Genomic DNA, 24,218 nt, shown 5'->3' with positions numbered 1-24,218 from the left:
GACCACAACAGCCAGACCACAACAGCAAGGATGCCGCCTTGGCGCTCGGCCAGAGACTCGAACGAACCGCGAAGATCCCCGGCCTGAGTTTGGCCGGCGAAACCCTCGTCCTCGACCTGTGCGGCGGCCTGTGGCTGCCCGCCCACCGCACTCTGGTGGTCTCGGACCTGCACCTGGAGAAGGGCTCGTCCTTCGCCGCCCAGTCCGGGCAGTTCCTGCCGCCCTACGACACCCGCGAGACCCTGGCCGGCCTGCACGAGGTGATCGCGCGGCTCGATCCGGCCTGCGTCGTGGCGCTGGGCGATTCCTTTCACGACGCGCGCGGCCCCGAGCGGCTGGAACCGGGCGACCGCGCCCTCATCGCCGTGCTGCAGGAGGGGCGCGACTGGGTCTGGATCGCGGGGAACCACGACCAGGCGGTGCAATCGGGCGTCGGCGGGCGCTACGCCGAGGTCCTGGCACTGGGCGGCCTGACCCTTCGCCACGAACCGCTGCCGGGCGCGAAGGAAGGCGAGGTCGCCGGCCACCTCCACCCCTGCGGCAAGGTCGCCATGCGCGGGCGCGCCGTGCGGCGGCGCTGTTTCGTCACTGACGGCCATCGGATGGTGATGCCGGCCTTCGGCGCCTACGCCGGCGGCCTCAACGTGCGAGACCCGGCCTTCGAGCCGCTGTTCCCGAAAGGGTTTAATGCGCATCTGCTCGGCGACGGTCGCATCTTCGCGATCGGCAAGGCGATGCTGGCGCGGGATTAGGGGCGTCAGGCCGCCACCAGCAGCGACACCCCGGCGACGCTCGACAGCACGAGCCGGAGACGTCCGAGCCAGAGCGGCACCAGCCCGCGCCGGACGAGGTCCTGGTCGACGAGGCCCCAGCCGAGGACGAGCAGGCCGAGCACCCGCAGGTCCCAGGGGGCGGGTATGGCGAGCGCCGCCCAGGCGACCAGGGACGGCACGATGGCGATGACGTAATCGGCGTTGCCGCCCTCGCGCGCCGCCGCGGCACCCCAGCGGATGCCCCCCAGGAACGAGGCGATGACGGCGCCGTAGGCCGAGAGGATGAGTCGGGGCGAGAGGCCGATGGTGCCGAGCCCGCCGTCGCTGCCGCTCAGGGAGAGGGCGGCGAACCCGATGAAGGGGATCAGGCCGCCCAGGCCCAGGACGACGGCGATCAGGGGAACCGGCTTTCCGAGAGGCATCGTGTCATCCGGCTGCGATCGCGCGCCACTGCGGGATCGGCAGACCGGGCTATTCGCACCGCGGACCGAGGTTCCCGCAAGGCGGCCATGAGCCGCCGGGGTGCGGCGGATCGCGCCGCCGCACCCCGAGACCCAGTGTCAGCTACGCTTCGGAGCTAAGACCGGAGCGGGGGCGGGGGCTCCCAGCAGCGTCATCGCCGCCGACGCGGCGACCGCCGGCGGTTCGTTGGCGGGCAGGTCTACCGCCTTGGGCTTGAAGGCGGCCGCCAGGCTGCGCGCGGTGGCCAGATCCTTGGGCGCGAGCTTACCGGCGACATCGTCGCGCTTCTTGCCGGCGTCCTCGTCGCCCTGGGCGGCGGCGGCGGAGAACCAGAGGTAGGATTGCACGAGGTCCTGGGGCACCCCGAGGCCGCGGGCGTGGAGCACCGCGAGGTTGTACTGGCTGTCGCGCACGCCGTGATCGGCACCGCGCCGGAACCATTGCGCCGCCGTGACGAAATCGGGCTTGCCGGTGGCGCTCGGGTTCTCGGCGAAGATCACCGCCAGGTTGTGCATCGAGCGGATGTTGCCCTGGTCGGCGGCGCGACCGTACCAGATCTTGGCCAGGGCGATGTCGCGGGTGACGCCCAGGCCCTTCTCGTACTGGCCGGCGAGCTTGTACTGCGCCGGCGCGTAGCCCGCCGCGGCGAGCTTCTCGAACAGCTTGGCCGCCAGCACCATGTCGCGGGTGACGCCGCGGCCTTCGGCCTGGCGCGCGGCAAGGTCGTAGATGGCGGCGCCGTCGCCGTCGAGGGCCGCCTTCTTCACGGAGGCGAGGCTCGCGGGCAGGCCGTTCAGCACTCCCGCGAGGCTCCCCATGTCGGCGACCTTGGGCACGGCCTTGCGGGCGGGCGACGGCGCCGGCTTGGCGCCCTCGGCCGGATCGACCGGGGCGGCGGGCGGCGGGGACGCACTCGCCGCGGTGTCGGGCGCGGTCGAGATCGACTGCGTCGTCAGGGGATCGGCACGCCCGGCATCCGGGGGGAGGGCCGCCGGCTTGTCGAGGGCGACGGACTTCTCGGTATCGACAGGCTTGTCGGAACCGAGGGCCTTGGTGCCGGCATCCACGGGCGCGGCGTTCGAGGGAGCCGTCGCGTCGGCCGATGCGCCGACCTCCTGCACCGGCGCCTGGGCCGGCGAGAACGCGCGGATGGCCTGGAGGCCGCCCAGCGCCAGGATCACGGCGGCGAGGCCGAGCAGGAGGTGCTTGCGGCGCTTGTCGATCGCCGCGCGCATCTGGCCGGTGCGCGAGGGCGTCGGCTCGCCGGCGGCGACGCCGGCCTCGTCGGAGGCCGGGCGGACGCTGCCCAGGCCTTCGCGAAAGCGGCTCTTGGGGCTCGCGGTCTCGGCCGCTTCGGCCTGTGCGGCGAGGGCGGCGCGGCGCGCGGCGGCGATGAAGTTCGACTTGATCTCGCTGCTCGACGGGGCGGGCGCCTCAGGCTCGGGCTCGATCGGCGTGGCGCCCGGCCGTGCGCGGGTCGGCCGGCCGGCGCCAGGCTCCAGGATCTCGTCCTTGGCCCGCGACCACTCCGAGGGGGAATCCGGGGTCGGCACCACGGCGCTCTTCGGAAGCTCCGGCCGCTTGGGCGCGGCGCCCTGCGGGCGGGGTGCGGCCGCCGGCGTGGGCGCCTCGGGCATGGCGATGCGGGCCTGAGGCGCGGCGGGCGCCGGAGCAGACGCCGCGGGCGCTTGAGGGGACGCCGCAGGCGCTTGAGGGGACGCCGCAGGCGCTTGAGGGGACGCCGCAGACGCCTGCGCGGTCGGGCCGCCGAACTGGCCCGCGAGCCGGTCGAGGGCGGCATGGACGCCGTTGAGCGTCGCCTGCATGCGCTGCTCGGACGCCGCCTGATGGGTCCGCAGCTCCTCCAGATCCGCCTTGAGCGAGCCGATCTCGGTGCGGCCGGCCACCGGCGCCTCGGGCGTGCCGACCTGGGCGAGGAGGTCCCTCATCGACCGTTCGAGGCCGAGGATCGCCGGGTCGGAGCCGCGGGTCTCGATCCGCTGCGACAGGGCGACGATCTGCTTCTCGAGGGCGTCGAGCCCTTCGCCGGAAGAGCCGGCGCCGGGGCCCTGGACCCGGTCGACCTTGTCGGCGAGGTCGTGGAGCATGGAATGGATGCTGGCGAGGTCGCCGCCGGGGACGGCCGGCCGGCGCAGGGTCTCGCCGAGGTCCTCGAGGCGGCCGATGAGGTCGCCGACCGGGTTGACGCCGACCCGGTCGACCTTGTCGGCCAGGGCGTCGATCCGGTCGATGATCGCATCCGACCCGGAGGCGTCGGACAGGGGCCGGGTGCGCAGGACGTCGAGCATCTCGCCCATCGCCTGGATCTGGCGACCGATGCCGTCGTCCTTGGGCGCCTTAAGGTCGCTGCGGATCTCCTCCAGCAGCGGCCGGATCTCGGCCATGCGGGTGGCGTCCTGGTCGGCGTCGCCCTGCAGCTTGGCGATCTGGGCGCTCAGGGCCTGAAGGCCCTGGGCGAGGCTCTGGATGCGCTCGGGGCCGGCCAGGGCCGCGATGAGGTGGCGGATCTCCTCGATCTCTCCGAACAGCCTGCCGAGGGCGTCGCGGTCGGCATGGTCGGAGGGTGCGACGCTCAGCACCCGGTCGAACCGGTCGGCCAGGCGCTCGACGTCCCCCGCCACGCGGGCGTGGACGTTCTCGGCGACGTCCTCGGCCAGCCGCGAGACCTGGACCTGGATCATCTCGATGGGCTTGACGATCGCGGCGAGGTCGGCGGGCTTCTGCGCCTGCCCGACGCCGCTGGCGAGGCTGAGCACCGCCTGTTCGAGGGCGTTGACGTCCTGGCCGGTGGCGAGGCCGCCGATGGAATCGCGCAGGCGGCTCGTCTCGCGCTGCAATTCGCCGATCGTCGAGGACGGCGTGCCGCCGAAGGTCGCCTCCATGGCGGCGGCCACCTCGTGCTGGAGCGCCGCCACCGAGCGATGCGCGGAGGCCTGGCCCTCGCCGCGCTCCTCGAGCTCGCGCTGGCGCTGGCGGATCTCGCCCACCGCGTCGGCCATCTCGAGGGCGGCGGATCGGCCGCGCCGGCCGAGGGCGCGCGGCTGGGCGAGCTGCTCGCCGAGCTCCGCCATCCGGCGCTCGATGGTGGCGAGGCGCTCGGTCATCTCGGCGACGGGCGGAAGCCCGCCGTCGAGCACCGTGGACAGCCGCGCCTCGATGCCGGCGACGCTCGTGGTGGCCGCGTCGCGCGCCGCCTCGTGGGTGCCGTCGATCTTCCTGTCGATGGCGTCGAGGCGCTGGAACATCTGCGCGAGGGATGCGGCGAACGCGTCGAGCGGGACAGGCGGCTCCGCCGGGGCGGCGACGGCCGCTTCGACGGAAGCGGGCGCCTCGTCCGAGACCGCGGGCGCAGGTGCCTCCACGGGCGGGGAAACGGGGGGAAGGCTGCTCGCCTCGGCCGGACGGTCGGCGACGGGCGGGGCCGGCGGCGCATCGGCGGTGCGAGCGAACGCAAAGCCCGGATCGGGCATACGCGATTCGGGCAGGCGCGGCTCGGCGATGGCGGCGGTGGACGAGGCGAATCGCTGGGGCAGGCTTGCGGGAGCCGGACCTGGGGACGGGACGGTCGCGGTCGGCAGGCTTCCGGGACCGCGCTTGCGCCGCGCATGCGGCTCGGCCTCCTGCTCGACCACGGAGGCGATCCAGGTCTCCAGGGGAATGCCGGCCCGGCGCGCCACGTCGCGGGCCGCGTCGAGCACGTCCGGATCGAGGCCCTTGAGGTTCAGCGTCGCGTTGCGTTTCATCGTCAAACCTGAGCGGCGAGGTCCGGACTTCGCCCCGACGTCTCCGAGGCGCCTCGCGGCGACGGGGACGGAAGGGTTCGATTGCGCTCGACATTTGGCGTTCTTGGTAAACAGCGGGTTAAGGACTATGCCGAAATGGGAAAGCGGCCTCCGACCGGCCCCGTCCGGCGGCAGCGGTTCACGGCCCCCTTGACGTTTGTGCCGCCTGATAGTTTACATATGAACCATCGAGGAAGCCGGCGGTCCCGACGGGCCGAAACGGCGACCCCAGATCCTGGAGGATGCGAGATGCCGAGCTATCGGGCGCCTGTCGAGGACACGCTGTTCCTGCTGAACGACGTGTTCGGCTTCCACCGCTACGACAACCTCGCCGGCTTCTCGGATGCGTCGCCCGACGTGGTCGAGGCGGTGCTGAACGAGGGCGCCAAGCTCGCCGAGACGGTGCTCGCCCCCCTCAACGCGGTGGGCGACCGCGAGGGCTGCAAGCGCCATCCCGACGGCAGCGTCACGACGCCCACCGGGTTCAAGGCCGCCTACGACGCCTATGCCCAGGGCGGCTGGATGGGCCTTTCGCTACCGGAGGCCTACGGGGGCCAGGGGCTGCCGCACACGCTCAACTGCGCGATCCAGGAGTTCGCCTCGTCGGCCAACCTCGCCCTCGGGATGTACCCGGGCCTGACGCAGGGTGCGATGGCGGCCCTGCTGGTCCACGGCTCCGACGCGCAGAAGCAGACCTACCTGCCCCGGATGGCCGAGGGTGCCTGGACCGGCACGATGAACCTCACCGAGCCCCATTGCGGCACGGACCTGGGCCTCCTCAAGACCAAGGCCGTGCCCAACGGCGACGGCTCCTACAGCCTCACCGGCACCAAGATCTTCATCTCGGCCGGCGAGCACGACATGGCCGAGAACATCATCCACCTCGTCATCGCCAGGATCGAGGGCGCGCCGGCCGGCACCAAGGGCATCTCGCTGTTCGTGGTGCCGAAGGTCCTCGTCAACGCGGACGGCTCGCTGGGCGCGCGCAACGGCGTCTCCTGCGGCTCCCTCGAACACAAGATGGGCATCCACGGCAATTCGACCTGCGTCATGAACTACGACGGTGCCACGGGCTGGCTGGTCGGCCAGGAGAACCGCGGCCTCAACGCCATGTTCGTGATGATGAACGAGGCGCGCCTGGCGGTGGGCATCCAGGGGCTGGGCCAGTCGGAGGTCGCCTACCAGAACGCGGTGGCCTACGCGAAGGACCGGCTCCAGGGCCGGTCGCTCACCGGGGCCAAGGCGCCCGAGAAGGCGGCCGACCCGATCATCGTCCACCCCGACGTGCGCCGCACGCTGATGGGCATCCGCGCCTTCAACGAGGCGGGGCGCGCGCTGATCCTCTGGACCGCCCTGCAGGCCGACATCGGCCACCGGTCCGACGACGAGGCCCAGCGCCGGGCCGCCGAGGACCACATGGGCCTGATGACCCCGGTGGTGAAGGGCGTGCTCACCGACAAGGGCTTCGACAACGCGGTGGCCGCCCAGCAGATGTTCGGCGGGCACGGCTACATCGAGGAATGGGGGATGTCGCAGTTCGTGCGCGACGCCCGCATCGCCATGATCTACGAGGGCGCCAACGGCATCCAGGCGATGGACCTCATCGGCCGCAAGCTGCCCAAGGACGGCGGCCGCGCGATGATGGCCTTCCTCGGCGAGGTCCAGACCTTCGTGAAGGACCACGGCGAGGACGAAGCGATGACGCCGTTCACCGCGCCGCTCCAGGCCGGGCTGAACGACCTCCAGGCCGCGACCCTATGGTTCATGCAGAACGCGTTCTCCAAGCCCGACAATGCCGGCGCGGGGGCCACCGACTACATGCACCTCCTCGGCCTCGTGGCCATGGGCTACATGTGGGGCCGGATCGCCAAGGCGGCCATCGCCGCGAAGGCCTCGGCGCCCGAGCGCATGGAGGCCAAGCTCGTCACCGGCCGCTTCTACATGGAGCGGATCCTGCCCGAGACGGCGATGCGCCTCGTGCGGATCAAGGCGGGTTCCGAGACGACCATGGCGCTGCCGGTCGAGGCGTTCTAGAGCGCTCGGACCGAGCCGTTCGACACGGGTCGTTCCGGGGCGCTCGCAGAGCGAACCCGGACTCCATGACAGCCGTCGGTTCAGACCGAGGCACGACCTCGGCTGATGGCTTCCGGGTTCTGCTGCGCAGCCCCGGAACGACGGGATCAGGTCGGCAAGACACAGCCCGCTCGTCGGCGGGGACAACCTGGGACGCGCACATGACCGAGGCCTTCATCTACGATCACGTCCGCACCCCGCGCGGCCGCGGCAAGCCCGACGGCGCGCTGCACGAGGTCACCGCCCTGCGGCTGGCCGAGGTCGCGCTGCGCGCGCTCAAGGACCGCAACCACCTCGACACGCGACAGGTGGACGACGTCGTCCTCGGCTGCGTCGATCCGGTCGGCGAGGCGGGCGGCGACATCGCCCGCGCCGCGGCGCTGGTGGCCGACTACGGCACCCACGTGCCGGGCATCCAGATCAACCGGTTCTGCGCCTCGGGCCTCGACGCGATCAACTTCGCCGCCGCCCAGGTCATGGCCGGCCAGCACGACATGACGGTGGGCGGCGGCGTCGAATCGATGAGCCGCGTCGGGCTCGGCGCCTCGGGCGGCGCCTGGCCGGTGGACCCGCAGATCGCGATCAAGTCGTGGTTCATGCCCCAGGGCGTCTCGGCCGACCTCATCGCCACCAAGTACGGCTTTTCCCGTGACGATTGCGACGCCTATGCCGTCGAATCGCAGAAGCGCTCGGCCAAGTCCTGGGCGGACGGGTTGTTCAAGAACTCGGTCGTGCCGGTGAAGGACATCAACGGCATCACCCTGCTCGCCACCGACGAGCACATGCGGCCCTCCACCGACATGCAGTCGCTGGGGCAGCTCAAGGCCTCCTTCGTCCAGATGGGCCAGATGGGCGGCTTCGACGCCGTGGCCATCGACGCCCATCCGGACGTGGAGATGGTCGAGCACGTCCACCACGCCGGCAATTCGTCGGGCATCGTCGACGGTGCCGCCGCGGTGCTGCTCGGCTCGAAGGAAGCGGGCGACCGCGCCGGGCTGAGGCCGCGTGCGCGGATCCGCGCCTTCGCCAACATCGGTTCCGATCCGGCCCTGATGCTCACCGGCCCGGTGGACGTGACGAAGAAGGTGCTAGCCCGCGCGGGCCTGAGCCTGTCCGACATCGACCTGTTCGAGGTCAACGAGGCCTTCGCCGCCGTGGTCCTGCGCTTCATCCAGGCCTTCGACGTCGATCCGGCCAAGGTCAACGTCAACGGCGGCGCCATCGCCATGGGGCATCCGCTCGGCGCCACCGGCGCGATGATCCTCGGCACGGTGCTCGACGAACTCGAGCGCACCGGCAAGGAGCGGGCGCTCGTCACCCTGTGCATCGGTGCCGGCATGGGCACCGCCACGATCATCGAGCGCGTCTGAGGATCGGCCCGCCGACCGGCGGCCGCTCTGCCCGGCCGTACCAAAGCCTGATAGACGCGGGCCCGCGCCCGACGCCGCCTGGAGCGGCGCGGTTCGAGCCAACATTGCGGAGGAAACGCCCCTATGACGAGACTGCTTCCCACCCTGGCCCTGGCCGCCCTGCTCGGCCTGCCGATGGCGGCCCGCGCCGACGAGGCCTCCGACCGGATCGAGGCCGCCAAGGCGCTGGTCCAGAAGACCGTGATCAAGAACCTCGAGACGGGCTTCACCGGCGCGCTGGAGAAGACCGTGGCCGCCATGCCCGCCGAGAAGAGCGACAAGGTCCGCCAGGAGGTCCGCGCCGAGTTCGACCGCCAGCGCACCGCGCTGATCGAGGGATTGTCGAAGGAATACGCCGACAAGTTCACCCTCGACGAGATCAAGCATCTCTCGGGCATCTACGACGACAAGATCTACCAGAAGTTCCAGGCGATCAACGCCGATCCGGGTTCGACCATCACGCTGATCTCGCAGGCGGCGGTGACCAAGCTCGTCAACATGCTCACCGTCGCCGCGGCGGCCGACGCTCCGGGCCTGCCCGGGCAGGCGCCGGGCCCGGCACCGACTCCCGCACCGGCCCGCTGAGCCGCGATGCCCCGCGGCCGGGCGGCGACGACCATACGACCGGGCCGCCCCCCCGCCGCGGTGGCGCAGAACCGGGCGGCGCGACCTCGCGCCGCCTCAGTGGACCGGGGCGACGCGCACGGCCGGCGTCTCGAAGCCCGTGGGGACCGGGGCGGCCTGCGTCTCGAACCCCGCCACGGCCGGCAGGGCTTCGATCTGGGGCTTGGCGAAATGGTAACCCTGGAACAGCGTCGCTCCGAGTTCGCGCAGGGTGTCGAGTTCCGCCCGGGTCTCGACGCCCTCGGCGATCACCGCCACGCCGAGCTGGCGCGCGATGGCGATGATCCCGCCCGTGATGATCTGGCGGCCCTTGTCGGTGTCGATGCCGCGCAGGAGGTCCATGTCGATCTTGATGAGGTCGGGCCGGAAGTTGGCGAGCAGGCTCATCCCGGCGAAGCCGGCGCCGAAATCGTCCAGCGCGGTGAGGAAGCCCTGCTTGCGGTACTCGGTGACGATGCGCTGGACGTGGGCGGTATCGCGGAATTTCTCGTTCTCGGTGAACTCGAACATGATCCGGTCGTGGGCGAACCCGAAGCGGCGCGCCGCCTCCAGGGACGAACGGATGCAGGCCGCCGGCTCGTAGACGGCGTTGGGCATGAAGTTGATCGAGAGCTTGGTCTCGTCGTCGGCGGGAAAGAGCCTGCCCGCGAGTTCGATTGCCTTCACCCGCGCCGCTTGGTCGAAGCGGTAGACCGTCTCCTCCGTGACGCGGCTGAGGATGGAACCGGCGGACTCGCCGTTGGTCCCGCGCACCAGGGCCTCGTAGCCCCAGATGCGGCCGCGTTCCACGTCGAGGATGGGCTGGAAGGCCATCGTGAAGGTGAAGTCCAGGGCTTTGCCGGTTCCACACCCCTTGCAGGCTACCTTCGCGCTCATCCCATCGTATCCCATGTTAATGTCGGTCGTTTGTCTTCAAAACCATGACGGCAAAAATCCTTTCATCGACTTAAGAAGCCGACGGTCCACGCCGCCCCCTTTGGAGGATCAGCCATGAATCTCACGAACTTCCGCTTCGAGACCGACGCCGACGGAATCGCGCTCGCCACCTGGGACATGCCCGGCCGCTCGATGAACGTGATCACGGCGCAGGTCATGGCCGAGCTCCATCAGATCATCGACGCCGTGGTGGCGGATGCCGCCGTCAAGGGCTGCGTCATCACCTCGGGCAAGGACAGCTTTTCGGGCGGCGCCGACCTGACGATGCTGCAGGGCCTCGGCCGCGAATACGAAAAGCTCAAGGCGAAGTCCGGCGAGGAGGAGGCGATGCGCCACTTCTTCGAGGAGTCGCGGCAGTTGACCCTGGTGTTCCGCAAGCTCGAAACCTGCGGCAAGCCGTTCGCCGCCGCCGTCAACGGCCTCTGCCTCGGCGGCGCGTTCGAGCTCAGCCTGTCCTGCCATCACCGGGTGTTGTCGGACGACGAGAAGACCCGCGTCGGCCTGCCCGAGATCAAGGTCGGCCTGTTCCCCGGTGCCGGCGGCACCCAGCGCGTGCCGCGCCTGATGCAGACCGGAGACGCCCTGCAGATGCTGTTCAAGGGCGAGCAGATCCGCCCGCTGATGGCCAAGACCATGGGCCTCGTCCACGAGGTCGCCCCCAAGGCCGAGATCGTGGAGAAGGCGCGTGCCTGGATCAGGGCCGGCGGCTCGGCGGTGGCGCCCTGGGACGCGCCCAAGTTCAAGGCGCCTTCCGGCAAGGTCTACTCGCCCGCCGGCATGATGATCTGGCCACCCGCCAACGCGATCTACCGCCGCGAGACCCACGACAATTATCCCGCCGCCAAGGCCATCCTCGGGGCGGTCTACGAGGGCCTGCAGCTGCCGATGGATCTGGCCCTGCGCGTCGAGAGCCGGTACTTCGCCAAGATCCTGCGGTCGAAGGAGGCCGCGGCGATGATCCGCACGCTGTTCCTGTCGATGGGGGAGCTCAACAAGGGCGCGCGCCGCCCCAAGGACGTGGCTCCCACCAGCGTCAGGAAGGTCGGCGTCGTCGGGGCCGGATTCATGGGGGCGGGCGTGGCCTACGTGAGCGCCAACGCCGGCATGGAGGTGGTGCTCGTCGACCGGTCGATGGAGGCCGCCGAGAAGGGCAAGGCCTACGCCCATACCCTCATCACCGGACAGATCAACCGGGGCCGCGCCAAGACCGCCGACCGTGACGCGCTGCTCGCCCGCATCACCGCCAGCGCCGATTATGCCGACCTCAAGGGCTGCGACCTCGTCATCGAGGCGGTGTTCGAGGACCCCGCGGTGAAGGCCGAGGTGATCGCCAAGGTCGAGGCGGCCATCGGGCCGGAGGTGATCTTCGCCTCCAACACCTCGACCCTGCCGATCTCGGGCCTGGCCAAGGCTTCCTCCCGGCCCGACCAGTTCGTGGGCATCCACTTCTTCTCGCCCGTGGAGAAGATGATGCTCGTGGAGATCATCAAGGGCGAGGCGACCGGCGACCGGGCCATCGCCACCGCCCTCGACTACGTGCGGGCCATCAAGAAGACGCCCATCGTGGTCAACGACAGCCGCGGCTTCTTCGCCAACCGCTGCGTCACGGCCTACCTGCTCGAAGGCCACAAGATGTTCCTCGAAGGCGTGCCCGCCGCGATGATCGAGAACGCCGGCAAGCTGGCCGGCATGCCGGTGGGCCCGCTCTCGCTCAACGACGAGGTCGCCCTCGACCTCGGCCTGAAGATCGCCAGGGCCACGGAGGCGCAGCTGGGCCCCGACGCGGTCGATCCCGGCCAGAAGCAGCTCCTCGTCACCCTGGTGGAGACCGAGGGCCGGCTCGGACGCAAGAACAAGCGCGGCTTCTACGACTACCCCGAGGGTGCTCCGAAGCGGCTGTGGCCGGGCCTGAAGGCACTACAGCCCAAGACCCTCGACCCGGACGCGGTGGATGTCACGGAACTCAAGCACCGCTTCCTCGTGGTGCAGGCGCTGGAGGCCGCCCGCACCGTCGGCGAGGGCGTGATCACCGATCCGCGCGAGGCCGACGTCGGCTCGATCCTCGGATTCGGATTCGCGCCCTTCACCGGGGGCACCCTGTCCTACATCGATTTCATGGGCGCCGGGGAGTTCGTGGCGCTGGCCCGCAGCCTGGAGGCCAAGCACGGCGCGCGCTTTGCGGTGCCCGAGAACCTCGCGGCGATGGCCGAGACGGGGAGCACCTTCTACGGCGAGGCCGCCAAGCGGGCGGCCTAGCCCAGGACGCTCGACGCCACCCGGGGCCGGTGCCGCGAGGCGGGACCGGCCCTTCCCATGTCCGGTGACCGGCGGCGGGGGAGGGGGTATGACCCCTCGACCCTCCCTCGGTCATGTGCCGCAACGGCAAGGACACGCGATGTTCCTCACCTCGCCCGATCTCGCGGACCCCGCGATCCGGCATGCCTTTTTCACCCGCCGGGGCGGCGTCTCGGAGGGCCTCTACGCCTCGCTCAACGGCGGGCTCGGCTCGAGCGACCACGCCGGCCGCGTGGCCGAGAACCGGCGGCGGATGTGCGCGGCCCTCGGCGTCGCCGAGACCGCCCTGGCCAGCCTCTACCAGATCCATTCCGCCGAGGTGGTCGTGCTGACGCAGGCGCCGGCGCTGGCGGAGCGACCCAAGGCCGATGCGATGGTGAGCGTCGTGCCGGGGCTGGCGCTCGGCATCGCCACCGCCGATTGCGGTCCGATCCTGTTCGCCGATACCCGCAACGGCGTCGTCGGTGCCGCCCATGCCGGCTGGAAGGGGGCGCTCGGCGGCGTCGTGGCCGCCACGGTGGCGGCGATGGAGGCGCTCGGCGCCGAGCGCGGGTCGATCGTCGCCGTGCTCGGTCCCACCATCCACCAGCCGTCCTACGAGGTCGGCACGGACCTGCGCGACCGCTTCGAGGAGGCGGCACCGGGGGCGGCGCGGTTCTTCGCGCCCGGCGACCGGCCGGGCCATGCCCAGTTCGACCTGCCGGGCTTCGTCCTGTGGCGCCTGGAACAGGAGGAGATCGGCCGCCACGCCTCGCTCGGCCTGTGCACCTATGTCGACGCCGAGCGCTTCTACAGCTACCGGCGCACCACCCACCGCCAGGAGGCCGACTACGGCCGCCTGATCTCGGCCATCGCCCTGGCGCCCTGAATTCCGGCCCCGACAAACGGATTCCAGGGGTGCGACAATCCGTCATCCTGGTCGAGCCGGAAAGGCGCCGTCGCGATTGAACCTTGGCCGTTCGAGCGCGTTCAGGGTCGAGGTAGCCCAAGGTCGAACGAACACAACGGACGGATCATCGCCACAAAGGGGTCGCTTTTCCGGCGACTGGCGTGATCGGTCCGCAACAGCTTCTTCCAGGCTGCTGAACTACAGACGAGGCTTCGTGAGGCCGGCGCCGGCGCCGTCTCATCGACAGTATGAGGACCAGCACCATGAAATCCTTCCTTCGGGCCACCACCGCTCTTGCCGGCATCGTCCTGGCGGGCTCGGCCTTCGCCGCCGACCTTCCGCGCCGCGCCGCGCCGCCGGTCTTCGTCCCGGTCCCGGTCTTCACCTGGACGGGCTTCTACTTCGGTATCAACGCCGGCTACGGCTTCGACGCCGGMAACCAGGACCGCAACGTCTACGACAACGTGTTCCCCGGCCTCGTGCGCAACTTGCCCGGCACCGCCAACGGCCCGTCGCAGATCGCCTTCTCCAACAGCTCCAACGAGGGCTTCACCGGCGGCGGCCAGGTCGGCTACAACTACCAGTTCACCCCGGGCTCGGGCCTGGTGGTCGGCGTCGAGGCCGACGCCCAGTACGTCGANCTCCAACGAGGGCTTCACCGGCGGCGGCCAGGTCGGCTACAACTACCAGTTCACCCCGGGCTCGGGCCTGGTGGTCGGCGTCGAGGCCGACGCCCAGTACGTCGATTTCGGCCGTAACCGGAACGCCTTCGTCCTGACCCCCGGCTTCGCCCCGATCGACGGCAACGTCACCTTCGTCGATCCCCGCGGCACCGCCAGCCTCGACTACTTCGGCACCGTGCGCGGCCGCATCGGTTACGCCTTCGACAAGGTCCTGTTCTACGGCCTACGGCACCGGCGGCTTCGCCTACGGCGCCGGCAGCAACGAGCGTTCGTTCGGCGGCTTCCGCGGCAACGACGACTTCCGCACCGGCTACGCCGCCGGCGGTGGTATCGAGTACGCCCTTCCCACCGACTCCTTCCTGAACTTCTTCAAGTCCTCGGCTGTCACGCTCAAGGTCGAAGGCCTGTACGTGAACCTCGAGAACAACAACCGCAACGCCGGCGTCTACGCCTTCGACACCAACGGCGTCACCTACCGCCAGCCCGGCTTCTCNCTACGGCACCGGCGGCTTCGCCTACGGCGCCGGCAGCAACGAGCGTTCGTTCGGCGGCTTCCGCGGCAACGACGACTTCCGCACCGGCTACGCCGCCGGCGGYGGTRTCGAGTACGCCCTCCCCACCGACTCCTTCCTGAACTTCTTCAAGTCCTCGGCYGTCACGCTCAAGGTCGAAGGCCTGTACGTGAACCTCGAGAACAACAACCGCAACGCCGGCGTCTACGCCTTCGACACCAACGGCGTCACCTACCGCCAGCCCGGCTTCTCCAACCGCAGCAACGGCACCGAGTTCGTCGAACAACAACCGCAACGCCGGCGTCTACGCCTTCGACACCAACGGCGTCACCTACCGCCAGCCCGGCTTCTCCAACCGCAGCAACGGCACCGAGTTCGTCGCCGTCCGCGCCGGCCTGAACTACAAGTTCGGCTCCTACTAGGATCCGACCGTTCCGATCGGAGCCGGCTTTCGGCCGGTTCCGGCTCGATCCGCATGAGAAAGAGGCCGCCCCTTCGCCGGGGCGGCCTCTTTCGCGTCATTGGCCCTGTTCGGCCCAACCGCCGACGGGAAACCCCGTCGCCGCTTCTGTTCGGCCCTACCTCAGGGTCGACGGCTCGCCGGGCTTGAGGGGGCGATCCTTGCCCTCCGGCCCGCTATCGGCACCGCGTGCGTCGAGGCGCTCCAGGTGTTCGAAGACGTGCTCGAAGGCGCTGGTGACCGCCTGTTCGAAGGTTCCGTCCGCCTTGCCCATGGCGGCCTTAAGCCCGGCGATCAGCGCGCGGTGTGTCTCGATATCGCTCGACATGGCGGTTCCTCCTGGTCCGGTTGGACGACGATCCGGGAAGCCAAGCGTCGGCGTCGGGCGCCGGTTCCAAGGCGCCGGTTCCGACGGATGTAAGCCGCAGCTGCCGGGCGGCACTCCACGCCGGCTTCAGAAACGACGACGCTGCTCCAGGTCGGCGAGGTCTGCGGGTTCCGCCACGTCGCGCCGTGCCGCCGCGATGACGAGGTCCGCGTGGCGCAAAAGTTCCTTCACGCGGCTCGGCGAACCCTCGACGTGTGCCACCCGACCGAAGACGTCGAGCATGTATCCGAGCACGTAGGGCGACCCGGCCGCGTTCTGGCGGATCAGGTGGAACATGGCATCGCACAGCCCGCCGTAATCGGTCACGGGATGGATCAGGGCGATCCGGCCCTGACGGGCGAGGACGCCGGTGGGAAGATGGCGCGAGGCGAGGCGACAGAGGGCGTCGCCCATGTGGGCGACGACGCTGACGGCGGTGAAGGGATCGTTGATGCCGGGCGACAGGGCCCGGACGGCGATCTCCGAAAGCTGCCGCACGGAGAATTCCAGGTCCTGCAGCGCCGCCGGCCGCCGGCCGAAGGTGAGGGCGCGCGCGAGCGCCTGCTCGATGCCGTCGACGGACGCGGAGACCTCGGCGAGGGGCAGACCGGTCGGGACGTAGTCGCCCGGGCGGACCCTGAGGCGCACGACGACCCCGCGTCGGTGGGCCCAATCGGCGAGGCGCTCGGCGTTCACGGCCTGGAGATAGCCGCTCGCCGGCGTGGCGACGGCGAGTCCGGGCGGGCCCTGCGCCGGAACCGGCAGGCCGGGTGCGGCCAGCGACCGGTCCGCGACGGCCTCGCACAGGTCGCGATGGACGGCATCGACCACGGTCTCGACGTTGATGCTCGTCGCGATGTGATGGACGAACCAGACCAGGGTCGCGACGCTCAGCATCGCGAGCACGATGGCTCCGGTGACCGCGAGGTGCGGGACGAAGGAGGTCTCCTCCACGGTCCGGACCGTGCGCAGGACGATCAGGGCGTAGGCGAACGTCCCGAGGAAGATGCCGAGCACGATCTGGTTGCGGGCGTCGCGGGTGAAGTTGCGCAGGAGTCTCGGCCCCATCTGGCCGGAGGCGAGGGACAGCGCCGCGATGGTGATGGAGAAGGTGGTGCCGGCGACCCCGATCACCGACGACGCCACCGCACTAAGAAGCGCGCGGGCGCCCTCGGCCCCGCCGGAATACCCCCAGTTCGCGTCGGGCGAGGAGGCGTCGTAGCCGGCGACGCGCGCGGTCTCGAGCCAGACCGCGATCTGCCCCAGGGCGAGGCAGGCGAGCACGATCGACGCCGGCCGAAGCCAGAACTGGTCCCCGAGGATCTCCAGCCAGGCTCTCACCCGCGCGTTCATGCGGCCTCCGATGCGCGTGATCGATGTGAAACGGTCGAACGGCCGGATAACGCGAAGTTCGCGGCGGCCCCCTGACAAAACCCGATCGACGCACCCATCTCAAGCACGCCTGAGCGGAGCAAACCCGCCGGCTTGCCCCAGGAGGACGACTCCATGAACAGCGAAGAACGTGACGTCATCAACGGCATCTTCCAGCGTCTCGAGCAGGCGGGAAGCCAGCCCCGCGACGCGGACGCCGAGCGTTTCATTGCCGACAAGCTTCGGAGCCAGCCCTACGCCCCCTACGCGATGGCGCAATTGATCTATGTGCAGGAGGAGGCGATCAAGAGCCTCAACCAGCAGCTCGAGCAGGCCCGCGAGGCGGCCTCGCACGCCCAGCAGCAGCCGCAGGGCGGCGGCGGTTTCCTGTCGAGCATCTTCGGCGGCGGCTCGCGCCAGGAGCCGCAGCGTCCCGCGGGCCAGCCGTGGGGTGGCCAGGGCGGGCAGCCCGGATACGGTCAGCCCCAGCCCGGCTACGGCCAGCAGCCCGGCTACGGCGGCCCGCAGGGTGGCCCCTGGGCCGGACAGCAGCAGGCTCCGGCGCGCGGCGGCGGCTTCATGGCCACGGCCCTGCCCATGGCCGCCGGTGCGGCCGGCGGCATGCTCCTGGGAAGCGCGCTGTCGAACGCGTTCGCCGGCGGTCATTCGAGCCTCGGCAGCGCCGCGGCGGCGGGCCTCAGCGGTACCGGTGCGGAGGCGGCGGGCCTGAGCGGCGGCACCCAGGACCTCGGATCGGCGCTCGGCGGCGGCAACGATCTCCAGGGCGCCTCGTTCGACAACGATGCCGGCGGTGATTTCGGCGGCGACCTCGGCGGCGGCGGCGACGACGACTGGGTGTGAGCCCGATCGGCCCCGTCGTACGGGGCCGATTTTGAAGGATCGCGCGTTCTTCGACGGACGCCCGGCACCGGTTCCCGGTGCCGGGCGTTTTTCGTCGTCAGATCACGTCGACGCGGGTGCCGACCCCGGCCCGCTCGTAGAGGTCGATGACGTCCTCGTTCATCATCCGGATGCAGCCCGACGAGACCGACTGCCCGATGGTGTGCGGCTCGTTGGTGCCGTGGATGCGGTAGAGGGACGAGCCGAGATAGAGGGCCCGCGCGCCCAAGGGATTCTCCGGGCCGCCGGCCATGTGGCGCGGCAGGTCGGGACGGCGGCGCAGCATCTCGGCCGGCGGCGTCCAATCCGGCCATTCCTTCTTCTGGCTGACGGTCTTCGTGCCCGCCCAGGTGAACCCGGGCCGGCCGACGCCGATGCCGTAGCGCAGGGCCTTGCCGCCGGGCTGGACCAGATAGAGGAACTTCGAGGGCGTATCGACCACGATGGTGCCCGGTGCCTGGCGGCCGTCAAAATCCACCACCTGGCGGCTGAAGCGCGGATCGGGGGCTCGGGCGATGACGCCCTGGTCGGGATCCCGCAACGGCGTCGCCTGGGGCAGGGCGGCCAGGCGTGTGGGTGCGCGCAGCACGGCCGCCGGCATCGGCTCGTCGGGGACGCGGTCGCCAGAGAACAGGCGGCGGGGGGCGGGGGCCACCACGCCGCCGTGGCCGTAGGCGGCGGCATGGTCGGGCACCGCCCAATCGGCACCGATCCGTGCGCCGGACCGGGCCGGACCCACGGGAGCGGGACGACCGTTGCCCGTCACCAGGAACTCGATGAAGCCGCCGCCGTAGCGGCTTCCTTGCGCCTGCGCTTCCGCGCCGGACGTGAGCGCCATCGCCCCCGCCACCGCCAAACACCACCCTGCGCGCATCGCCCGTTCCCCCGTCCGCCGGCCTCGTCGGGCGCGATGATGCGGAGGGGGCCGGGATCGCCCGATGAAAGAACGTGGTGAATCCTCCGGAAATCCGATCGCACAGCGGTGCGGGAGCGAGTCAGCGTAAAGATTCGGTCACCACGGGCAAAGACCGATCCCATTCAGCAATTGGCAACCCCTTTCGTTCACCGTCCCGGCGGTGACCTCATAGCCGGCTGATCCCCCACCATGACCATGAAGCGCTATCGCATCGAAGACAGCCTCGGTCTGGCGAGTGTTCAGCCGGCGATGGCGCCGGTGGCGTCTGCAGAAACCTCGGACCTGAACGCCGCCCGCCTCACCGAAATCCTGTCCGCGATCCAGGATCTGCGGAAGATGACGCAGACGAGCACGATCGAGACGGTGGAAGCCTGCCGGCGCGAACTGACCGACGCCCTCTCCATGCGCTCCGAACTCGACATCATGAAGGACGCGATCACCCGGACCAAGACGGAGATCGCGACGCTCTACCGCTCGGAGAGCACCGGCAAGGGCATGCGCCGGGTCGCGGGCGAACTCGACGCGGTGGTCGATTCCACCGAGCGGGCGACCAGCACGATCCTCGGGGCCATCGAGGAGATCGAGACCAACGCCGGCATGCTGCGGGCCATGAGCACCTCGGCGGCGGGCCGCGAGAACGTCGATGCCATCCTCGAGCGCGTCGTCGTCGCCTACGAGGCCTGCAACTTCCAGGACCTCACCGGCCAGCGCATCAGCAAGATCGTCGGCGTCCTGAAGTTCGTGGAGGAGCACCTCGACCGGATGATCGAGGCCTGGGGCGGCCTCGACAGCTTCAAGGACGTGCTCGGGGTCGGCCCCATCAAGCCCGACGTCGACGACGAGAGCTCGCTGCTCAACGGGCCGCGGCTCGGAGACGATCCGGGCCACGTCGACCAGGGCGACATCGACGCGCTGTTCGACTGAGCGGGGCCGGACCGTCCGTTGGCCGAAGGCTCCGCCTCAGCCCGGCAGCTTCGCCAGGGCCGCCGCATCGCGGCCGACCACCGCCGCGAGGCTGTCCCCGCCCTCGGCGCGGATGCGTTTGGCAAGGCCCGCCTTGATCGCGCCGACGAGGCCGGGACCGGCGTAGACCAACGCCGAATAGAGCTGGAGGAGGGAGGCGCCGGCCCTGACCTTGGTCCAGGCGGCGTCCGCCGAATCGATGCCGCCGACGCCGATCAGCGGCAGCGTGGCACCCACGCGCAGGTAGGTCTCGGCCAGGAGCCGGGTGGCGGGGCCGAACAAGGGCCGGCCCGAGAGGCCGCCGGTCTCCCCGGCGAGGCCGGTTTCGGTCAGGCTCGCGGGACGGGCGACGGTGGTGTTCGAGACGACCAAGGCCGAGACGCCGCGCCGGACCGCCGTGGCGGTGATGGCGTCGAGGGCGTCGAGGGTGATGTCCGGGGCGATCTTCAGGAGGATCGCGGTGGTCGGCTGGACGTCGTCGCGGGCGGCCACCACACGGGCCAGGAGTTCGTCGAGGAAGGCTTCGCCCTGCAGGTCGCGCAGGCCCGGGGTGTTGGGCGAGGACACGTTGACGGTCACGAAGTCCACCAGCGGCGCCAGGGCCGTGGTGCAGGCGACGTAGTCGGCGAGCCGGTCGGTCGCCTCCTTGTTGGCGCCGATGTTGACCCCGACGAGGCCCGGCCGGCCGCGGCGGGCGGCCAGGCGCCCGGCGACCACCGCGAGGCCTTCGCTGTTGAGGCCGAAGCGGTTGATGACGGCCCCGTCGGCGGGAAGGCGGAACACCCGCGGGCGCGGGTTGCCCGGCTGGGGCTTAGGCACGACGCCGCCGACCTCCACGAAGCCGAACCCGAGGCCGAGGAGGGCGTCGGGCGCCTGCGCGCCCTTGTCGAAGCCGGCGGCGAGCCCCACCGGGTTGGGGAAGCGCCGCCCGAGGCACGCCACCGCCAGGACGGGATCGTCGGTGGCCGGCGCCAGGGCCGGCATCAGGCTCAAGCCGCGCAGGGTCAGGTTGTGGGCGGTCTCGGCATCGAGGCCGTGGAGGAGCGGCCGCGCCAGGGGGAACAGGGCCCCGATCATGCCGAGGGTCCTCCCAAGCCCGCCGGAAAGACGTCAGCCGGAAAGACGTGGCGGCCGACGGCATCGAGGGGCAGGTCGGCCACCGCGACCACGGCCGAGAGCGGCAGGTCGCCGTAGAGATGCGGAAACAGGTCGCCGCCGCGGGAGGGCTCGTAGCGCAGGCCCGCCCCCAGGGCATCGGCGTCCACGCTGAGCAGGAGCAGGTCGTCGATTCCGGAAAAGTGCCGTGCCGCCGTCTCGACGGCCTGCGCGGCGGTCGAGAAATGGATGTAGCCGTCGGCCAAGTCGACGGGCGCGCCCCGGAAGCGGCCCTCGGCTTGCGCCGCGCGCCACAGGTCGCGCGGACAGATCTTGTAGATGAGCGCCATCGCAAGGGTCCTCGCGGCACGTTGGAAGGGGCCGGCCGCGCAGGGTTGGCGATAGAGGGCGGCGCCGATGGCGGCAACCGCTGTTGCCTTTCGCCGCGGCAAGTTCTAATTTCCTAGACCTAGGCTGTATGTCTTATTCGCTGCTTCGGCCGAGGCCGCCATGCTGTCCCACGAGCAGATCTGGACCGCCATCGACAGGCTGGCCGAACGCTACGGCCTGTCCGCCTCCGGCCTCGCCCGTCGGGCCGGCCTCGACGCCACCAGCTTCAACCGCTCGAAGCGGATCGGGCCGGACGGCCGCAAGCGCTGGCCCTCGACCGAATCGGTCTCCAAGGTTCTCACCGCCACCGGCGCCAGCCTCGACGACTTCCTGCGCCTGATCGAGGCGCGCTCGGGCCCGCCGCGCACCACCGTGCCCCTGATCGGCATGACCCAGGCCGGCTCGGGCCGTCTCTTCACCGACGAGGGCATCCCCACCGGCGGCCCCGGCTGGGAGGAGATCGACTTTCCCGATCTCGGCGAGGCCCGGGCCTTCGCGCTGGAGGTGCAGGGCGATTCGATGGAGCCGCTCTACCGCGACGGCGACGTCCTCATCGTCTCGACCACCGCCGACATCCGCAAGGGCGACAGGGTCGTCGTTCGCCTGGAGGCGGGCGAGGTCCTGGCCAAGGAGCTCAAGCGCAAGACCGCGCGGACCATCGAGCTCGCCTCGCTCAACGCGGCCCATCCCGACCGGACCGTCAACCTCGGCGAGATCGCCTGGATGGCGCGGGTGATGTGGGTGCGCCAGTAGGGCACGATACGGACAAGGGGAAGCCGCTCTTCCGGCATCGTCACGCGACAGCGGTGGGAGAGAGCAGACCGCCGCTTCGGCGAACCGGCGGTTCGCTCGACCCGATTTGGCCGGACACGCCGTCGGGGGTATCGATGACGGCGAAGGGGAGCACCCCCGGCACCTCGGATCGACCACATGGCCTGTCGCGCTGGCGAGGAGACCCGACCGATGCCGGCCGAACCGGACACGGCAGAGGTGGCGGCAGCAGACGTACCCGCGGCAGCGGCGCCGCTCGGTACCGAAGCCGCCGCCCTGTTCGAGGCCTCGGCGGTGCCGGCCATCCTGTGCGATCCAGCCGACCCCGAGATGCGGATCGTGGCGGCCAACCCCGCCTTCCTCGCCCTGACGCATCATGCCGCGAACGAGGTCCTGGGCCGGTCGCCGCAGCTCCTGCTCGGTGCCAGGACAGAGCGTGACGCGAAGGCCGCCCTCGCGACCGTGGTGGCCGACGGCGGCACCATCGAGGTCCTGGCGGCCCGCAAGGACGGCGCGACCCTCTGGGTAGAGTGCCATGCGGCGACGGCGGGCCGCTACCGCCTGGTCGAGGTGGTGGACGTCACCCGGCGCCGCGACGCCGAGGCCGCCCTCGCCCTGTCGCGCCAGCGCGAGGCCCTGGGCCTGCTCACCAACAGCGTTGCGCACGAGTTCAACAACTTCCTCCAGATCCTGATCGGCTACATCGACGGCCTCAAGCGCCGCCTCGGCGACCGGGAGGAGCCGTTCATCCAGCGGGCGATCCTGCGCTCCACCGACGCGGCCGAGCGCGCCACCATCCTGACCCGGCAGCTGCTGGCGTTTTCCCGGCGGATCGCCCCGGACGTGCGGCCGGTGGACCTGGGGGCGGTGGTCGGCGATTTCGTCGCGGTCTTCCGCCCGACCCTGCCCCCCCGGGTGACCCTGGCCGTGGAGTGCAGGCCGGGCCTCGCCTGCGCCATGAGCAACCCGACGCAGATTTCCTTCGCCCTCGCCCAGATCCTGACCAACGCCTGCGAGGCGATGCCGAAGGGCGGCACCATCACCATCTCCACCTTCGCGGTGGCCCCGCACGACCACGGCATGGCCCGCCCCTCGGACGGGGCGGTGGGCATCGCGGTGGCCGATACCGGCCCGGGCATGGCGCCGGAAATGGCGGCCCGGGCGCTCGCTCCCTTCGCCACCAGCCGCGAGGCCGGGCGGGGGACGGGTCTGGCCATCGTCCACGGCCTGATGAAGCGCCAGGGCGGAACGGTCTCGGTGGAGAGCCGGCCGGGAGAGGGGACGGTGGTGAGGCTGATCTTCCCGGCCACGGGCGTGCCGTAACGAAGGCTTAGGGATGGCCGCCGTCGCGCGATTGCGGCCGGTCGCGATGGACTAAAACTCCGCCTCGCCCGTCACCATATAAGGTTCGGCATTTCCGCCGGGACTCATTCGATCTTCGCAGAGGCGAAACCATGCTCACCTCAACCACGCGCTTCAAGCGCGCGGCCACCCTACTGACCCTCGTCGTATCGCTGGCCATGGCCGCGCCGATCGTGGAGGCCCGTCCGGGCAGCAGCGGGGGAATGGGCTCGCGCGGCTCGAAGACCTATACGGCCCCCTCGGCCACGCCGACCGCACCCGGCGCCGCCGCGCCGATCCAGCGGACCCAGACCCAGCCCGGCCCCGCCATGGGCAACCCCGGCATGAACCCGGCCGCGGCCCAGCGTCCGCGCTTCGGCGGCGGCTTCATGGCCGGCCTGCTTGGAGCGGGCCTGCTCGGCGCGCTGCTCGGCGGCGGTTTCTTCGGTGGCCTCGGCGGCATCGCCTCGATCCTCGGCCTGCTGCTCCAGGTCGGTCTCGTCGTGCTGATCGTGACCTTCGCGGTGCGGTGGTTCCGTCGTCGCCAGGGCACCCCGGCCGCGGCCGGTCATGCCCGCACCGAGATGGGCTCGGGCGGCGCCCCCGGCGGCATGAACGGGGGCGGCCTCGGCAACAGCCGTGGCCTCGGCATGGGCGGCTCGCCCGTGGGGGGGTCCGGCATGGCCGGCCCCGCGATGGGCGGTCCCGCTCCCGTGGCGACCGGCAAGGTCGCCATCGGCCCAGGCGACTTCCAGAGCTTCGAGCTCGCCCTCAACGACGTCCAGGAGGCCTACGGCCGCGAGGACGTCGCCCGGCTTCGCACCGTCGCGACACCGGAGATGGCGGGTTACTTCGAAGAGGAGCTGCGCGCGAACGCCCAGCGCGGCGTCGTCAACCGGATCTCCGACGTGAAGCTCCTGCAGGGCGACCTGTCGGAATCCTGGAGCGAAGGCCAGACCGAATACGCCACGGTCGCCATGCGCTACGCCATCAAGGACGTCACCCTCGACAAGCGCAGCAACGCGGTAGTCGAGACCGGCGAGCCGGAAGCGGTGGAGCTGTGGACGTTCGTGCGCCAGCGCGGCGGACGCTGGCTGGTCTCGGCGATCCAGCAGGGTCGCTGAGACGCCGGACGCCGTGAGAACGAAGGCCGCCGGGGAAACCCGGCGGCCTTTTTCGTGCCTG

Annotated in this window: 19 protein-coding genes and 3 pseudogenes; 14 read left to right on the top strand and 8 right to left on the bottom strand. The window is 70.9% G+C overall.

Translation table 11 applies throughout. The annotated features are described in order from the left end of the window. Positions 1–38 precede the first annotated feature (38 nt). Positions 39–752, top strand: coding sequence for a ligase-associated DNA damage response endonuclease PdeM (pdeM, locus tag ASG59_RS11735; protein ID WP_056286165.1), 714 nt, complete (start codon positions 39–41; stop codon positions 750–752). A 5-nt stretch (positions 753–757) separates the two neighbouring features. Here pdeM and ASG59_RS11730 read toward each other — a convergent pair whose 3' ends face one another. Together ASG59_RS11730 and ASG59_RS11725 are read right to left on the bottom strand one after the other, a co-directional pair. Then, positions 758–1,195 (bottom strand): DUF3429 domain-containing protein, encoded by a 438-nt coding sequence (locus ASG59_RS11730; protein WP_056409005.1) that lies wholly within the window; start codon positions 1,193–1,195, stop codon positions 758–760. A gap of 138 nt (positions 1,196–1,333) precedes the next feature. After that, positions 1,334–4,999: a tetratricopeptide repeat protein gene (locus ASG59_RS11725; protein WP_056409003.1), complete on the bottom strand. Its 3,666-nt coding sequence runs from the start codon at positions 4,997–4,999 to the stop codon at positions 1,334–1,336. 288 nt (positions 5,000–5,287) lie between these two features. On the opposite strand from ASG59_RS11725, the gene ASG59_RS11720 reads away from it, so the two are divergent. From ASG59_RS11720 to ASG59_RS11710, 3 genes are all read left to right on the top strand, one after another. Next, entirely contained in the window at positions 5,288–7,072 is a 1,785-nt protein-coding gene (locus ASG59_RS11720) for an acyl-CoA dehydrogenase C-terminal domain-containing protein (RefSeq protein ID WP_056409001.1), read from the top strand. A gap of 200 nt (positions 7,073–7,272) precedes the next feature. Further along, positions 7,273–8,481: an acetyl-CoA C-acetyltransferase gene (locus tag ASG59_RS11715; RefSeq protein ID WP_055888509.1), complete on the top strand. Its 1,209-nt coding sequence runs from the start codon at positions 7,273–7,275 to the stop codon at positions 8,479–8,481. Positions 8,482–8,604: 123 nt separating this feature from the next. Beyond that, complete coding sequence (locus ASG59_RS11710) at positions 8,605–9,105, top strand: hypothetical protein (protein ID WP_055888511.1); 501 nt, start codon at positions 8,605–8,607, stop codon at positions 9,103–9,105. Positions 9,106–9,201: 96 nt separating this feature from the next. On the opposite strand, the gene ASG59_RS11705 is transcribed toward ASG59_RS11710, so the two are convergent. Then, positions 9,202–10,020 (bottom strand): EAL domain-containing protein, encoded by an 819-nt coding sequence (locus tag ASG59_RS11705; protein WP_156387791.1) that lies wholly within the window; start codon positions 10,018–10,020, stop codon positions 9,202–9,204. Positions 10,021–10,134: 114 nt separating this feature from the next. On the opposite strand from ASG59_RS11705, the gene ASG59_RS11700 reads away from it, so the two are divergent. The 5 genes and pseudogenes from ASG59_RS11700 to ASG59_RS20540 form a co-directional block, all read left to right on the top strand. After that, on the top strand, positions 10,135–12,336 hold the full coding sequence (locus tag ASG59_RS11700; RefSeq protein ID WP_056286149.1) for a 3-hydroxyacyl-CoA dehydrogenase NAD-binding domain-containing protein: 2,202 nt from the start codon (positions 10,135–10,137) through the stop codon (positions 12,334–12,336). Between the two features lie 139 nt (positions 12,337–12,475). After that, positions 12,476–13,243 carry a peptidoglycan editing factor PgeF gene (gene pgeF, locus ASG59_RS11695; RefSeq protein ID WP_056408999.1) on the top strand — a complete coding sequence of 256 codons (768 nt, stop codon included), beginning with the start codon at positions 12,476–12,478 and terminating at the stop codon, positions 13,241–13,243. Positions 13,244–13,527: 284 nt separating this feature from the next. Continuing rightward, positions 13,528–13,904 (top strand): annotated as a pseudogene (locus ASG59_RS21280) (porin family protein); the annotation flags it as partial. 1 nt (position 13,905) lies between these two features. Then, positions 13,906–14,440: pseudogene (locus ASG59_RS21100) on the top strand (porin family protein); the annotation flags it as partial. A gap of 1 nt (position 14,441) precedes the next feature. Further along, positions 14,442–14,655, top strand: a pseudogene (locus ASG59_RS20540) (porin family protein); the annotation flags it as partial. Between the two features lie 382 nt (positions 14,656–15,037). Here ASG59_RS20540 and ASG59_RS11685 read toward each other — a convergent pair. Together ASG59_RS11685 and ASG59_RS11680 are read right to left on the bottom strand one after the other, a co-directional pair. After that, positions 15,038–15,247 (bottom strand): hypothetical protein, encoded by a 210-nt coding sequence (locus tag ASG59_RS11685; protein ID WP_055883234.1) that lies wholly within the window; start codon positions 15,245–15,247, stop codon positions 15,038–15,040. A gap of 126 nt (positions 15,248–15,373) precedes the next feature. Then, positions 15,374–16,639: a DUF2254 domain-containing protein gene (locus ASG59_RS11680; RefSeq protein WP_056408994.1), complete on the bottom strand. Its 1,266-nt coding sequence runs from the start codon at positions 16,637–16,639 to the stop codon at positions 15,374–15,376. A gap of 153 nt (positions 16,640–16,792) precedes the next feature. On the opposite strand from ASG59_RS11680, the gene ASG59_RS11675 reads away from it, so the two are divergent. Then, entirely contained in the window at positions 16,793–17,518 is a 726-nt protein-coding gene (locus tag ASG59_RS11675) for a DUF2076 domain-containing protein (protein WP_056408992.1), read from the top strand. A 97-nt stretch (positions 17,519–17,615) separates the two neighbouring features. Here the strand turns inward: ASG59_RS11675 and ASG59_RS11670 are convergent, their stop codons facing one another. Then, a complete protein-coding gene (locus ASG59_RS11670) occupies positions 17,616–18,431 on the bottom strand; it encodes a L,D-transpeptidase (RefSeq protein ID WP_056408991.1) in 816 nt (271 codons plus the stop codon). Between the two features lie 231 nt (positions 18,432–18,662). Between ASG59_RS11670 and ASG59_RS11665 the strand changes: the two genes are divergently transcribed. Beyond that, a complete protein-coding gene (locus ASG59_RS11665) occupies positions 18,663–19,397 on the top strand; it encodes a hypothetical protein (RefSeq protein ID WP_055883242.1) in 735 nt (244 codons plus the stop codon). Between the two features lie 36 nt (positions 19,398–19,433). Here ASG59_RS11665 and ASG59_RS11660 read toward each other — a convergent pair whose 3' ends face one another. Both ASG59_RS11660 and ASG59_RS11655 read right to left on the bottom strand, forming a co-directional pair. Beyond that, positions 19,434–20,513: a quinone-dependent dihydroorotate dehydrogenase gene (locus ASG59_RS11660; protein WP_055883244.1), complete on the bottom strand. Its 1,080-nt coding sequence runs from the start codon at positions 20,511–20,513 to the stop codon at positions 19,434–19,436. Beyond that, positions 20,510–20,881, bottom strand: coding sequence for a DUF952 domain-containing protein (locus ASG59_RS11655; RefSeq protein ID WP_056408990.1), 372 nt, complete (start codon positions 20,879–20,881; stop codon positions 20,510–20,512). The genes ASG59_RS11660 and ASG59_RS11655 overlap by 4 nt, the downstream gene beginning before the upstream one ends. Before the next feature lie 160 nt (positions 20,882–21,041). Here ASG59_RS11655 and ASG59_RS11650 point away from each other — a divergent pair, with 160 nt between their 5' ends. From ASG59_RS11650 to ASG59_RS11640, 3 genes are all read left to right on the top strand, one after another. Next, positions 21,042–21,674 (top strand): helix-turn-helix transcriptional regulator, encoded by a 633-nt coding sequence (locus ASG59_RS11650; protein ID WP_056408987.1) that lies wholly within the window; start codon positions 21,042–21,044, stop codon positions 21,672–21,674. A gap of 210 nt (positions 21,675–21,884) precedes the next feature. Then, entirely contained in the window at positions 21,885–23,015 is a 1,131-nt protein-coding gene (locus ASG59_RS11645) for an ATP-binding protein (protein ID WP_082528739.1), read from the top strand. A gap of 131 nt (positions 23,016–23,146) precedes the next feature. After that, positions 23,147–24,157: a TIM44-like domain-containing protein gene (locus ASG59_RS11640; protein ID WP_055883253.1), complete on the top strand. Its 1,011-nt coding sequence runs from the start codon at positions 23,147–23,149 to the stop codon at positions 24,155–24,157. Positions 24,158–24,218 lie beyond the last annotated feature (61 nt).

Origin of the sequence: Methylobacterium sp. Leaf466, assembly GCF_001425565.1 — a bacterium.
Classification (GTDB): Bacteria; Pseudomonadota; Alphaproteobacteria; order Rhizobiales; family Beijerinckiaceae; genus Methylobacterium.
Note: the sequence above shows the minus strand (reverse complement) of the source record. Positions and strands in the feature narration are given on the sequence as shown.